At 38.2% G+C, this 14,185-nt stretch carries 11 protein-coding genes; 4 read left to right on the forward strand and 7 right to left on the reverse strand.

Going from position 1 to position 14,185, the window contains the following annotated elements:
- Positions 1–9 precede the first annotated feature (9 nt).
- Positions 10–1,146, reverse strand: a complete 1,137-nt coding sequence (locus tag HMPREF1864_RS06300) for an acyl-CoA dehydrogenase family protein (protein WP_062571972.1) — start codon at positions 1,144–1,146, stop codon at positions 10–12.
- A 19-nt stretch (positions 1,147–1,165) separates the two neighbouring features.
- Positions 1,166–2,578 (reverse strand): FAD-binding oxidoreductase, encoded by a 1,413-nt coding sequence (locus tag HMPREF1864_RS06305; RefSeq protein WP_062571973.1) that lies wholly within the window; start codon positions 2,576–2,578, stop codon positions 1,166–1,168.
- Positions 2,579–2,748: 170 nt separating this feature from the next.
- Between HMPREF1864_RS06305 and HMPREF1864_RS06310 the strand changes: the two genes are divergently transcribed.
- From HMPREF1864_RS06310 to iadA, 3 genes are all read left to right on the forward strand, one after another.
- The gene (locus HMPREF1864_RS06310; protein WP_062571974.1) at positions 2,749–4,179 is read left to right on the forward strand and encodes a hypothetical protein; all 1,431 of its coding nucleotides are present in this window, start codon (positions 2,749–2,751) and stop codon (positions 4,177–4,179) included.
- A 576-nt stretch (positions 4,180–4,755) separates the two neighbouring features.
- Positions 4,756–6,468, forward strand: a complete 1,713-nt coding sequence (yfcC, locus tag HMPREF1864_RS06315) for a putative basic amino acid antiporter YfcC (RefSeq protein ID WP_062571975.1) — start codon at positions 4,756–4,758, stop codon at positions 6,466–6,468.
- Positions 6,469–6,479: 11 nt separating this feature from the next.
- Positions 6,480–7,664, forward strand: coding sequence for a beta-aspartyl-peptidase (gene iadA / locus HMPREF1864_RS06320; protein ID WP_062571976.1), 1,185 nt, complete (start codon positions 6,480–6,482; stop codon positions 7,662–7,664).
- A gap of 60 nt (positions 7,665–7,724) precedes the next feature.
- Here iadA and HMPREF1864_RS06325 read toward each other — a convergent pair whose 3' ends face one another.
- The 5 genes from HMPREF1864_RS06325 to HMPREF1864_RS06345 form a co-directional block, all read right to left on the reverse strand.
- The gene (locus tag HMPREF1864_RS06325) at positions 7,725–7,988 is read right to left on the reverse strand and encodes a Txe/YoeB family addiction module toxin (RefSeq protein WP_062571981.1); all 264 of its coding nucleotides are present in this window, start codon (positions 7,986–7,988) and stop codon (positions 7,725–7,727) included.
- Positions 7,988–8,236, reverse strand: a complete 249-nt coding sequence (locus HMPREF1864_RS06330; RefSeq protein WP_005957381.1) for a type II toxin-antitoxin system RelB/DinJ family antitoxin — start codon at positions 8,234–8,236, stop codon at positions 7,988–7,990. Before HMPREF1864_RS06330 ends, HMPREF1864_RS06325 begins: the two co-directional genes overlap by 1 nt.
- A 279-nt stretch (positions 8,237–8,515) precedes the next feature.
- Positions 8,516–9,769, reverse strand: a complete 1,254-nt coding sequence (locus HMPREF1864_RS06335) for an ABC transporter permease (protein ID WP_062571977.1) — start codon at positions 9,767–9,769, stop codon at positions 8,516–8,518.
- On the reverse strand, positions 9,769–10,452 hold the full coding sequence (locus HMPREF1864_RS06340) for an ABC transporter ATP-binding protein (protein WP_062571978.1): 684 nt from the start codon (positions 10,450–10,452) through the stop codon (positions 9,769–9,771). Before HMPREF1864_RS06340 ends, HMPREF1864_RS06335 begins: the two co-directional genes overlap by 1 nt.
- Positions 10,442–12,517 (reverse strand): efflux RND transporter periplasmic adaptor subunit, encoded by a 2,076-nt coding sequence (locus HMPREF1864_RS06345; protein WP_062571979.1) that lies wholly within the window; start codon positions 12,515–12,517, stop codon positions 10,442–10,444. Before HMPREF1864_RS06345 ends, HMPREF1864_RS06340 begins: the two co-directional genes overlap by 11 nt.
- A gap of 173 nt (positions 12,518–12,690) precedes the next feature.
- On the opposite strand from HMPREF1864_RS06345, the gene HMPREF1864_RS06350 reads away from it, so the two are divergent.
- Positions 12,691–13,998: a Na+/H+ antiporter NhaC family protein gene (locus HMPREF1864_RS06350; protein WP_062571980.1), complete on the forward strand. Its 1,308-nt coding sequence runs from the start codon at positions 12,691–12,693 to the stop codon at positions 13,996–13,998.
- Positions 13,999–14,185 lie beyond the last annotated feature (187 nt).

Here is a 14,185-nt window from a genome sequence, read left to right on the forward strand (position 1 = left end):
ATTTAATCCTTAACCTCTCAATAAATTATTAGCAACAACTATTCTTAAAACTTCGTTAGTACCTTCAAAGATTTGGAAGATCTTAGCATCTCTTAGAAGCTTTTCAACAGGATATTCTCTTGAGTATCCATATCCACCAAATAATTGGATAGCATCTTCAGCAACTTTCATAGCTATATCAGAAGCAAAGCACTTAGCAATTGCAGATTCTCTATTGTAAGTTAGTCCCATGTCCATTCTAGTAAGAGCGTTAGCAACCATTTGTCTTGCAACTTCTGTTTGAATGTCCATATCAGCTAATTTAAATTGGATAGCTTGGTTCTTATTAATTTGTTTACCAAATTGAATTCTTTCAGTTGTATATTTTTTAGCTTCGTTGATTCCTCTTTGAGCAATACCAACAGCAATACAACCCATCCATGCTCTAGCTTGGTCAAGAGTCTTCATTGCTATTGAGAAGCCTTGTCCTTCTTGTCCGATAAGGTTCTTAGCAGGAATTCTACAATCTTCAAGAACAACGTCAGTTGTGTTTGAAGTTCTAATTCCCATCTTGTCTTCTTCCTTACCAGCACTTAGTCCAGGAGTTCCAGCAGGTACTAGGAACATTGAAAGACCCCTAACACCTTGTGACTTGTCTGTAGCTGCAGTAATACAGTAGTAAGAAGCAACTGCACCATTAGTGATGAAGCACTTTCTTCCGTTTAATACGTATTCGTCGCCATCCTTAACAGCAGTAGTAGTTCCTGCACTAGCATCAGAACCAGCACCTGGTTCAGTTAGACAGAAAGCACCAAGTCCGCCTTCAAGTGTTACGTCAGCAACATATTCTTTTTGTTCTTGGTTTCCAGCAATAAGAACTGGTTTCATACCAAGACCTGAAGCAGAGATAGTAGTTGCAAAACCAGCATCAGCCTTAGCCATTTCTTCGAATAGGGCAGCAACATCAACCCTAGAAAGACCAGGTCCACCTAGTTCTTCAGGAACTTCAAGGGCAAAGTAACCTTGTTCCTTTGCCTTTTCATAAAGTTCTGCTGGAAATTCTCCAGTTCTATCTGCTTCTTTACAAACTTCTATAACTTCTTTTTCGCAAAAATTTCTAATATCTAAAAGTAAGTCCTGTGCTTCTTCTGAAATTAAATATGACATTTATTAAAATCTCCTTCTATTAAACAACTTTATCTGGGTTAAGAATTAAGTTTGGATCGAATACTCTCTTAATTCCTCTCATTAACTCAGTGTTAACTGCGCCTTCAAATTCGTGTAGGAATGTCTTTTTACCAAATCCGATTCCGTGTTCACCAGAAATTTGTCCGCCAAATTCATAAGCCTTCTTGTAGATGTCATTCATAAATACATCAACTTGCTTAATGAATTCTTCTTTTTCCATATCGTTTGAGCAAGTGTAAATGTGTAAGTTACCATCACCAGCGTGACCGAAAGACTTAACTTCAAATGGGAAGTCCTTAGCTCTTTCGTTAACATAATGAACATACTTAGCAATCATGTTAATAGGTACTACAACGTCACATTCGTCAAGAAGTTTAGTTTGAGATTCAATAGCTTCTAGGAAAGAAGATCTAGCAGCCCAAGCTTCCTTCATCTTGTTTGGAGTGTCAGCAACTAGGATGTCAATTGCTCCAGCTTCCATAAGAACTTCAGCAGCTTGTTCAACAATATCGTTAAGTGCATCTTCATCTTCATCATCAAAAGTGATAAGAAGGTAAGCACCAATATCAATTCCTTCTAATTCCTTAGGGAAAGTTGACTTTCCAATGTAGATTTCTGACATATTAACAATTTCTTTTTCCATGAACTCAATTGCTTGAGGATTTAAGTTAGCCTTAAATAACTTTGGAACAGTAGAAATACAAGTGTCAAGATCTTCGTAAGGAACGATTAAAGACATAGTTTCCTTTGGAGCTGGGATAATCTTAAGAGTAAGCTCAGTGATAATACCAAGAGTACCTTCAGAACCAATCATAAGGTCCTTTAGAGAATAACCAGTAGAAGTCTTAGAAACAGTTGCACCAAAAGTAGTGATTTCACCAGTTGGAGTAACAACTTCCATTGAACGTACATAGTTTCTAGTAGTACCATACTTAACAGCTCTCATACCACCAGCGTTAGTTGCTACGTTTCCTCCTAAAGTAGCAAACTTTTCACCTGGATCAGGTGGGTACATATAACCTCTTGATAGACAGTCCTCAGCAAGGTCATTTAATAGAACGCCAGGTTGAACTTTAACAACCATATTTTCTTCATCATAATCAAGAATCTTGTTCATTGATTGCATATTAATCATAACTCCACCATGTCTAGAAACACCGGCACCAGTAAGACCAGTACCTGCACCTCTTGGAACAACAGGAATCTTATTGTCGTTACAAATTTTTACAACCTTAGCAATTTCTTCAGCATTAGTTGCATCAACAACTAATTCAGGTTGTCCTTCGCCATAGATAGGCATTTCATCATGGAAGAAGTCGATGTTAATCTCTTCTCCAACATAAACTTTGCCTGATACAGCATTTTTAATTTCTTCTATCACATTATCTGTAACAGCGTTATAATTTACCATTTTTCCCTCCAATAATTCATTAAAAATATTATTATCAATATTATATAATGGACCACTTAAAAAAAATTGTTTTCCTGTTTGAAATATCTTGAATTATTCCTCAACTATTTGACTTTTATTCAAGTTACTAATATAATTATCTTGTATTTACAAGAGATTGAGGAGATATTATGTGGCAATACAGACAAGCTTTTAAAACTTTAATAGACTTAACAAATACAAAACTATCCACTGTTGCCTTTAGCTTGGGTTATGACATATCCTACATAAGTAAGTGGAATAGCGGGAGGAAGTTACCTTCATCTAAGAACATCTACACTATAAATAGAAAACTATCCTCCCTATTTGCCAAGGTCATCATAGAAGAAGGCAAGGTGGAGGACTTCTTCATAGCCTTTAAGATGAACAACAAGGATGTCTTAAAGGGTGATTCAATAAAGGGCCTAGAAGTCTTGATCTACAAACTCTTAAACGAAGCTTACATGGACTCCAACCAAGACCTACCCCCAGAGACAGTCTCAAATACAAACTTAATCTTCAAGAACTCTTCCCTTGACAAGGACCTAAGAGAGAGCTTGGAGAGAATAATTGGGAAAAAGAAAAAAGTTGACATCTGGGCAACTTTTGACATCAATAGTCACTTCGCCCAAATCCTCTTACAAATAGGTAAAAATTTAAATAAGGATGTGGAATTTAATCTCCACCTCCTTTGCAAGAAAAAGAACCTAGACAAGTTAGACATCCTAAAGATAATAACTGACAACGCAGACATCAACATTGAGCTCTACGAGGACCCAGGCATTGACTACGACATTATCTTAGTAAGAGAAACTGCTTACCTTATCCTTAGGCAGGAAGAAGGCTTCTCCATCTTAACCCATGGCGAAGAACTTGACACCCTCTTTGAAATCTCCTCCTTCATCACAGGACTTTTCAAAGACCTCAACAAGATAATAGTCCTTTCCCAAGAAGAAGAATTGGCAAAGTCCAACTACAGGAAGTACTTCTACTCCGACAACGAGTTCCTCTTCCTCTCCAACTATGGCTTTGAATTTCTTCTATCTAACCCCATAATCGACAGGATAATAAGAGAAATCGACAAAGACAAGGACTTCAAGAAGACAGAAGTCCAGGGCATCAAACTCCTTTGGGAAGAACTCTTTGCTGATGCAGAGATCAACTTCTTGGTAACTAGGACAGACCTTTTAAAATACTTTGAGACAGGAGAAATTTTCTACTGCTCCCTAAGGGCCAAGCTTTCCACTGAAGAGATTCAAGCCCACTTGAACAACATCATTTCAATTATGAAGAAGAACAAAAACATAAACTTTTACATCATAAAAGACAACAGACCCCTCCAAGCTATGGGTCTCGACAAGTTCAACTTCTTCATCAATGATAACAATATGTTCTTCAAGAAGATCAATGACGACGGCATACTCACTTCAACATCTATAGTTTCAGACGTCAAGATCCACAACAAGATCCACCACAGCTTGGAAGAAATCATGGAGTCAGACTTCAGTCAAAAATACGAAGTCGACGAGTTAGAAAAACTCTTCCATAAATACGTTCACGTATTCAAAAAAATGTCCCACTAAGTTCATGGGACGAATTTATCAATTATTTATAATTAGTAAGCAAGAAATCAATTAAAAAGACATTATTTAAAATCAAAAGAATTTAAAAAATTCTAAAACAAATCACTCTTAAAAAAATATACCAAAATTAACTAACCAAAATCGAAAACATACTAAGAAAAGCTATGAGTAAGTCATAGCTTTTTCTTATGCCCTAAATAAAAATCATTTATAATGACTTACAAGCCAAGTATATGTAAGTCAAAGAAAAAATATAAAAAAATCCCTAGTAAATAGATTGCTTCTACAAAGTGAAGGCCTTTTGATATATACTAATTACAAAGGTAGACTCCTTTAAAGCAAAAACTTTATAAATATCTAGGAGGTCCTATCTTTTTTATAAGTCCATAACAATTTACTAAGTTGCAAAAGTTTATAAACTCGTCCAAGACCCCGAGCTTATATTTTTTAATAACTTAGCTGACTTTAAGGACCTCGTAAATTTTTACAAACTCATTAATTTTATAAAATTCATAAAATTTACCCAGACTCTTAAAGAATACTATGGATAAAATCTTAACTCGAAAGGAGAAAATTATGAGCAAAAAAGATTTAACAAAATTCAAAACGCCACACACTTATGCAATTATTTTTGTTGTAGTTCTTATCTGTTGGGGTCTAACTTTTTTAATCCCGGCTGGTAAATTCTCAACTCACGAAGTTGAATTCGAAAATGCCTCTGGCGAAATTGACAAGAGAACAGTTTTGCAAACTGATACCTTTAGGTACATGCATCCTCTCAACAAGGACTTCTTAGCAGCAAATCTTGAAAAATTATACCAAGACAAGCCTGTCTTAGAAGAAAATGAAGTAGACCAAGAGGCCTTTGGAGAACTTTTAAAGACTCCAGCAGACACTTGGGACCAAGCTACCCTTGACAAGGTTGGCTTGACAGATGATGTACTCTATGGACTTTATGGAGACAAGTTTTATGACAATTCTGTCAACTTAAACAAGACTGCAAAAATTTGGGGAACAGATGACTTTAATGGCTTTGGTTTCCTTAACTACCTCTTCGAAGGTCTTGTATCAGGAGATAAGTACGGATCAGCAGTTGGTATTGTTGCACTTCTTTTAGTTGTTGGTGGAGCCTTTGGTATCATTATGTCAACTGGTGCCATTGATGCAGGTATCTATGCCGTAATCAACAAGACAAAGGGCCTTGAAAAATTTGCAATTCCAATTTTATTCTATCTCTTCTCACTTGGTGGAGCTACCTTTGGTATGAGTGAAGAAGTCATCCCCTTCTCCATGGTTATGGTTCCCTTTGTAATTGCCCTTGGCTACGACTCCATTGTTGCAGTTACAGTTACCTTTGTTGCATCACAACTTGGCAACGCAGTTTCATGGATGAGTCCTTTCTCAGTTGCCATTGCCCAAGGTATAGCTGGCATACCAGTTCTATCTGGTGCAGGCTTTAGACTTGCCTGCTGGGTTATCGTAACAGGACTTGGTGCAGCCTACACTATGGTTTATGCAGAGAGAATTCGCAAGAACCCAAGTCACTCAGTAGTATATGAAACAGACAACAAATTTAGAGAAAAATTAGCAGAAGACGACTCAGCCCAAGAATTTAAACTTGGCCACAAGATCATCCTACTTGAAATGCTATCAGTATTAGTTTGGATAGTTTGGGGAGTTATGAAGCAAGGTTACTACATCCCAGAAATCGCATCTCAATTCTTTGTAATGGGTCTAGTAGCAGGACTTACAGCTGTAATCTTCAAGCTAAACAATATGACAATTAACGATATGGCTTCCTGCTTCCAATCAGGTGCAGCAGACCTAGCAGGCACTGCAGTAGTTGTAGGTATGGCAAAGGGTATTCTAATTGTACTTGGTGGCAGCGATGCAAATTCCTTCTCTGCCTTAAACACAATTCTTTACTCCATGGGCAATGCCTTCGCAGGAGTTCCAAAGGCTCTAGCAGCAATTGGCATGTACCTCTTCCAATCACTCTTCAACCTAGTTGTTACATCCAACTCAGGACAAGCAGCCTTGACAATGCCTATCATGGCACCCCTTGCTGACCTCGTTGGTCTTTCAAGACAAATCGCTGTCCTTGCCTACCAAATGGGTGCAGGCTTTATGGATGCCTTTACACCAGTTTCAGCAAGTTTAATTGGTGTCCTTGGTGTTGCAGGTATTGACTGGTCCAAGTGGGCGAAATTCCAAATCAAGATGCAAGCCTTCTTCTTCCTACTTGGTTCAATAATCCTAATTATTGCAGTAATGATTAATTTTCAATAGGAAGTGATAAGATGATTAAACTTATAAAAAATGTAAAAGTTTATAGCCCGGACTTCTTAGGGGTAAAGGACGTCCTAATACTTGGCGACAAAATTGCAGGCATAGAAGACGAGATAAAGCTAAAGGTGTCCTGCATGGAAGTAGAAGAAATTGACGGCACAGGAAAAATTTTAACACCTGGCTTCATAGACTCCCACGTTCACATACTTGGTGGCGGTGGAGAAGGTGGCTTCAAGACAAGAACACCTGAGATAACACTTACAACCCTAACAAAAGCTGGTGTAACAACAGTAGTTGGAACCCTTGGCACAGATGGACTTGCAAGAGATACCTCTGCCCTACTTGCCAAGGCAAGAGGTCTCGAAGAAGAAGGAATAACATCCTACATCTACACAGGAGCCTACCAAGTGCCAACCCCAACCCTCACTGGCGATGTAATGAAAGACATCATGTCAATAGACAAGATCATCGGGGCAGGGGAAATTGCCCTCTCCGACCACAGATCTTCACAACCGACCTTTGAAGAATTTATAAGACTTGCTGCCAACGTCAGAGTTGCCGGTATGCTATCTGGTAAGGCTGGGATAATAAACATCCACATGGGCGACGGCAAGTCCAACCTAGCCTACCTCAACAGAGCAGTTGACGAAACAGAAATTCCAATTTCACAATTTTTGCCAACCCACTGCGGTAGAAACCCAGAACTATTTGAAGAAAGTATCAAGTATTTAAAACGTGGTGGCTACTGCGACTTTACAGGCGCCGATGACCCCGACCTCTGGGAAAAAGAATATGGCGAAGTGAGAATCTCCAAAGCATTAAAACGCATCATAGATGAAAAAATCTGCCTAGACAACTTCACCTTCACATCAGACGGCCAAGGCAGCTTCCCAATGTTCAACGAAAAGAATGAATACCTGGGACTTGGCATTGGCAAATCATCTTGCCTCTTAGAAGCCATACAAGAGTGCGTCTTCAAAGAAGAAATCCCACTAGAGATTGCCCTAAGAGGTCTTACAACAAACCCAGCCAAAATCTTGTCCCTAAAGACTAAGGGCTCTATCAAAGTTGGATGCGACGCAGACATCAACCTCTTAGATGAAAAAACTCTAGAAATAGAAACAGTCCTCGCCCTTGGCAAAGTCATGGTAAGAAATAAAAAACCAGAAGTCCTAGGAACTTTTGAAAATATTTAAAAAATAAAAAAGGTGATGTTGCAGAATAGAATCATCCATTCTGCAACATCACCTTTTTCTTTAATAGTGACCTCGACATTGGAGTATTACGATAGCATTATCATCTACAAGATAAACAATCCTATGCTCCCTATCTATTCTTCTACTCCATAAACCTGATAAATTATTTTTCAGTGCTTCTGGCTTGCCAATTCCTTCAAAAGGACTCCTTTTAATATCTTTAATAATTTGGTTAATTCTTTTAAAGAGAACTTTATCTCTCTTTTCCCAATAAAGATAATCTTGCCAAGCATCGAAATCCCACTTTATATATTTAATTGTCATCATTCTATTTCACTTTCGATTAATTTTAACTTTCCTTCTTTATACTCTCTGTACTTTTTTTCCAAATAGTCCATGTTTTTTTGGCTGTAAAAAGGATCTGCTGAAAGTTCAAATGGAATTCTGCGTTCCCTTGCCATCTTCTTCAAATATATATTTATTGCAGATGACATAGAAATACCTATATCTTGACAAACTAATTCTGCCCCTCTTTTAACATCTTCATCTACTCTAATATTAATTTGTGCCATTTTACTCACCTCTTTTATTCATTATAACATAAATATATGATTTGTTAAGTAATTGTATATCATTTTTCTAGTTTTTTTATAGAAGAAATTTTTGCTATCTTAATTATTTAATTTAAAAGCTCCTTGCTAAGAATATACTATATAAAAAATTGCCTTGCTTTCAACTCGAAGGTCGAGATTTAGAAAGCAGGGCAATTTTTGGAATGAGATATTGATATGTCCCCATAAAACTGGCACAAATATTTAATTATTCTTTATAAGCTTCCAATAGCTTGCAACTTATTCGTACCTCAAGGCTTCGATTGGATCTAGCTTGGCTGCCTTGTTGGCTGGGTAGTATCCAAAGAAGATTCCTATTAACATTGAGAAACCAACTGCCACTACTATGGAGCTAATGGATGGAAGGCTCGGTGCTTTTAAGAGTTTGGATCCAACCATACCTATTGCAGACCCCAAAATTATGCCGAAGAATCCTCCAATGATGCAAATGATGACGGACTCGATGATAAATTGCTTTCTTATGTCACCCCTGGTTGCCCCTAGGGCCTTTCTAATTCCAATTTCTCTCGTCCTCTCTGTTACTGACACAAGTAGGATGTTCATTACGCCAATGCCCCCAACTAAAAGGGAGATGGCTGCAATGGCTCCTATGGCAACTTGGATGGACCCCATGGCGGAGTTCATTTGTGATATTTCGCTCTTAGCTGAGTTATAGGTAACTTCTGCTCGTGGGTTGTCCTTGTAGAATTTGGCATTTAAATCATCAACTAGGGACTTGGCATCTTCTTCTATGGTGTCAGGGTTTTTCAAAGTCATGGAGATATCGTAGTAGGATGTCCTTGGCTCTGTCAAAAGTTCTCTGTCCCCTGTTGTCCTTGGGATGTAAAGTGATGAGCTTGACCCGTTAAGTGATTGACCCATGACCTTCATCTCTTCGTACTTGTAGACTCCAATTATTGTAGCAACTAGGAGTTTACCATTGACGTCAATTTTTACTTCTTGACCTAAGACTTCTGGTGCTGGGATCTTGTAGACTTTTTCAAGGACCTTGTCTGATATTACTGCAACAGACTTGCCCCTTGCCACGTCTTCTTCATTTAAAAATCTGCCGGCAACCATCTTGAGTTTGAAAATATTTTTTTCGCCCTCTGATGTGGAAACTATGGATACTGCTTCCTTGTTTCTCCCTTCTTTGACATAGCCTTGACCACTGGCTCCCTGGTAGACTAGGTCTTCAATGGTCCTGCCCTTTTGAGCTTCTAAATAGTTTATTATATTTTCTGATAAGTAATCGGAGTCGTAAAGATCGCCCCCATCACTGTCAGTGTTTTTTGTCTTTACATAAATTTGGACTGCTGTGTTGGCTATGGAGTCAAAGGCCTTGTTGACTGACTTGCTAAGGGCATTCCCAATTGTTGTGATGCCGATTACTGACCCGATGCCAATTATTATCCCCAGCATAGTGAGGAAGGACCTTAATTTGTTGGCTCTCAGTCCTTCAAGGGAGAGTTTTATTGTTTCTAGTATATCCATTAAATCTCCTCCAAAAGTCCGTCAGTCATCTTGTAAATCCTACCTGCTTCCTTGGCGAGTTCCATGTTGTGGGTGATGATGATTATGGTCCTCTTGTCCTCTTTATTGAGTTTGTGGAAGAGATCCATTACATTCCTCCCAGTTTTGGAGTCCAAGGCTCCCGTTGGCTCGTCTGCCAAGATGATGTCAGGGTTATTTGCCATGGACCTAGCTATGGCAACTCTCTGCTTTTGCCCACCTGATAGCTCGTTAGGAAGGTGACCCATCCTGTCCTTCATCTCTACGATTTCAAGAAGCCTTTCCGCCCTTTCGGCTCTTTCTTTTTTACCCATTCCTGCATAGGTCATGGGGAGTTCAACATTTTTTAGGGCGTTGGACCTGGGAATTAAGTTAAAGTTTTGAAAGACGAAACCAATTTTTTTGGACCTGTAGGCTGATAGGTCGCTGTCCTTTAGGGTGGAAATGTCAACTCCGTTTAACTCATAGTAGCCTGAAGTCTGTCTATCAAGAAGTCCAATGATGTTCATAAGGGTTGACTTGCCTGAGCCAGATTGACCCACAACTGATACAAAGTCGCCATCATTTACCTCAAAGTTTATGCCATGAAGGATTTCCAATTCATTTTCTTTCCCTATGTTAAAGGACTTTTTTATGTCCTCCATTTTTATAAGCTTACTTGTCATTTGCATCCTTCTCTTCGGCTTCGACGTTTTTTGTAATATTAACCAGGCTGCCTTCTCCATAGCCTCCTGATGTTGCAAGGACCTTGTCCCCTTCTTTGAGGTCTTTGGACTTGATGGCAGTTTCTGCATCATTTTCAAGTCCCCTTGTCACTTCAACTTTTTCTACCTGATAGTTATCCTTTCCCTTTTTCTTTAGGCCAAGGACATAGGACTTGTTATCTCGTTCGAAGATGGCATCACTTGGCACCTTGAAGGTGTTTTCTTCCTGACTAATGATGTACTTAACCCTAAGGGTCATACCTGGGGCAAACTTCTCTTCTTGCCCCTCATCAATTTCTATTACAGTCTTGTAGAGGACTTCGCCAGACTTGTTGTCATCAGCTACTGGCATTGGTGCTGGGTCAATGGAGATGACCTTGCCCTTGTAGACTTGTCCCACAAGGGAGTCTGATGTCATTTCAACTTCTGTTCCCACCTTGATGGAGTTCTTATCGTATTCCTTAATTTGTGATTCTATCCTAAGCTTGTCAATGGTTTCGATTTTAACAAGGTAGCCAGTTGGCACTTGACCTTCCTTGGCTGGGACTTCTGTAACAGTTCCATCTGCTGGCGCCTTTATCATAACTTTTTCAAGTTCTTCGCTTAGATTTTCAATTTCTACATTATCTAAATTATTGGCTCCTGCCTGAGTTGTCTTTAGGTTGTCCCTTAGACCAGAGATTTCATTGGCAACTTGGATTTTAGTTGATTCCAGATTTTTCTTGGCACTTTCGTAGTTGTCCTTTGCAGCTTCAAGACTTTGTTCAAGGGTTTTTAATTCGTCTTGACGAGATTTACCTGCCTTTAATGCCTTGTCGGCATCGGCTGATAGGTCTTCCTTAGCCTTTCTCACTTCGAGGCTTGTGGATTCAACTTGCTTTGCTTGGCCTTCAATTTCCTTTTCAAGGGCCTCGGCTTCAGCTTGGTATTTTTGTTCATCAGCCTTGGCAGTGGCTAGGTCTTCAGAAATTTTTCCAATTTGAATTTCTGTTTCGGCTTGTTCTCTTGTTAGGCTCTTGATTTTATTTTTTAGGTTTTCTATTTCATTTTGGATATTTTTAGTGTCAGAATTTTTTCCCACTGTAGTGTTCTCAACAATTTTACTTTCAAGAGTGCCTGCGTTGATACTCTTTTTTTCTGAATTTAAATTATTATTCTTAGGAGAACCTTGGATATTTTGTCTTCCTTCGCCTACAAGTTCTCCTTGTTTTTCAGTTATTTGACCTTGAAGATCAGATATTTCAATTCCAATCTCAGTAAGTCTCCTTTTGGCATTGTCTAAATCAGCTTGGAGATAGTCCTTGGACCTTGATGCACCATAGGCAAGGGACTTGTTTTGAGAAATCTTATCCCTGTTCTTGTTTAGGTCATCTACCAACTGCTTGTATCTTAAGTCTGTTGCTTCTTCTTGGTAGGCAAGACTTTCTCTTGAGCCCTTCTCTGCCACAAGACCTTGGTTGTATTTCTCGTCAAGGCTTCTCTTGAAGTCATTGTAGGACTTCTCTGCTGCAAGGTACTGGTCCATAGCTTGGGTCAAAGATGTTTCAGCTGCAACAAGGGCAGGACTCTTGCCAGACCTTTGACCAGTCACGGCTTCAGTAAGTCTCTTCTTGGCAGCAGAAATTTGAGCCGACAAGTTTTTGTCTGTAGCTGCCTTTTGTGCCTTCCTTGATTTTAGCTGTTGCTCTATGCTTGATGAGTCAAGCTTGGCAATTATGTCGCCCTTCTTAACCTTGTCGCCAACTTTTACATTTATTGCAGTGACTGGCAAAGCCTTTTCAGAAAAGACTTCCACAGAGTTTGATGGAACTACCTTTCCCTTTTCACTGACGGAGTTAGTAACATCTCCCTTCTTTAAGCTTACAACTTGGTTTTCAGAAATTGCTTCAGCCTTTCCTCCACCGAGTCCAGATAAGATTGGTCTTATGCATAAGCCTAGGGCTAGAACAAGTATAACTAATGCTATAATTTTATTTCTTCTGTTTTTAAGTAGGGTATCCTTTGCTTTTATGTAAAATTTTTTCATATCTACCTCCAAGCTTAATTATATAGTAAGCTTTTCAATAATTACAATAGTAAAGAACTGCAATTTTCTTTCAAATTTATTAAGATTTCTCTAATTTTCCTTGAAAGATATCTAGGCTTAATTATAAAATAAGAAATATAAAGCTAGAGTTAAGAAAATCAACGAGGTGAAAGATGCTAGAAATTTTAATTTTAATTTTATTTATGGTGATTCTCTTTGTGGCAATAATTTTTAATATTTCAATTGTAATTGCCCTCTTTTTGAATTTAATTCTCTTATCCATTTATGCTTATATGAGAAAATTTAGTCCAAGAGAAATTTGGTCTATGGCATACACAGGCATAAGGGACACCAAGACTATCTTAACCGTATTTTCCCTCATTGGAATGATAACAGGAATTTGGAGACTTTCAGGCACTATTGCCTACATAATTTATCACGGAACTTCTTTGATCTCTCCTAAATTTTTCTACGTGGGAGTCTTTGTCTTTAACGCTTCCATCTCCTTCTTAACAGGGACAAGTTTTGGTACTGCTTCTACAGCAGGGATTATATCTATGTCAATTTCCAATGCCATGGGCTTCAACCCTCTTGTGTGTGGTGGGGCAATTTTGTCAGGTGGCTTCTTTGGAGACAGGTCATCACCAATGTCAACATCAGCCCTCTTGGTGGCAACTCTTACAAAGACAGACCTTTATACCAACTTGAAGAATATGTTTAGGACCTGCATCATACCTCTTATACTAACTATTGCTACTTATCAAATTTTTAATTTTGGTATTGAAGCAAAAGTCGACAAGGATAGTATTGAGATGATAAGAAGCCTCTTTAATTTCAGTCCTCTTCTAATACTCCCAACCCTATCCATTATTATCTTCTCAATTTTGAAGCTTGATTTAAGAAAAAATTTGTTGATTTCTATAGGAATCTCAATAATCTTTGCAGTGGTCTTACAAGACAAGTCTATAAAAGAAGTTTTTCATGCCTTAATCTTTGGTTTTCATTTGGATTCTCCAGCTGGCAAGTTAATCAACGGCGGTGGCTTTTTCTCTATGTTCAAGATGCTCCTAATCGTTGGAATTTCTTCTGGCTACTTTGGTTTCTTCAAAGAGACTGACCTATTAGTTGGTGTGAAGAAATTTGTAAACAAAATTTTTAAGAAGCTACCTAATATGGTGCTTATGCCTCTTATGTCTACAATAATTTCAATTTTTTCTTCTAACCAAACTCTTTCGATTATGCTAACTTATGAAATGGCAAGAGAAAGTTATGACGACAGAGACAAGCTAGCCCTTGATATGGAAAACTCAGCAGTTATGACTCCAGTCTACATCCCTTGGAACATAGCAGGAAGGACACCAATGGAAATGATTGGCGCACCAATAGTGTCCGTTTACTTCTCCTTCTACCACCACTACATCATCCTAGTGAACGCAATCTTTTCTGTAGTGGACTTCTATAAGTCTAAGGACAAGAAGTAGTTTAAGAAAACTTTGAAAATAAATTTTGAAAATAAAGATTAAGTTAAATGAAAAAATTTAAATTAATAAGTTTAGAAAGTTAATGTTAAAATTAAATATAAAAATTATAAGATGATAAAATTTGAAAAATGATTTTATAAAAATCTTCCAAATCGAGTAGGGCTAAATAAATAGCCCTCTCACACCA

It is taken from the genome of Peptoniphilus sp. DNF00840 (assembly GCF_001553125.1).
In the GTDB taxonomy this organism is placed as follows: domain Bacteria; phylum Bacillota; class Clostridia; order Tissierellales; family Peptoniphilaceae; genus Peptoniphilus_A; species Peptoniphilus_A vaginalis.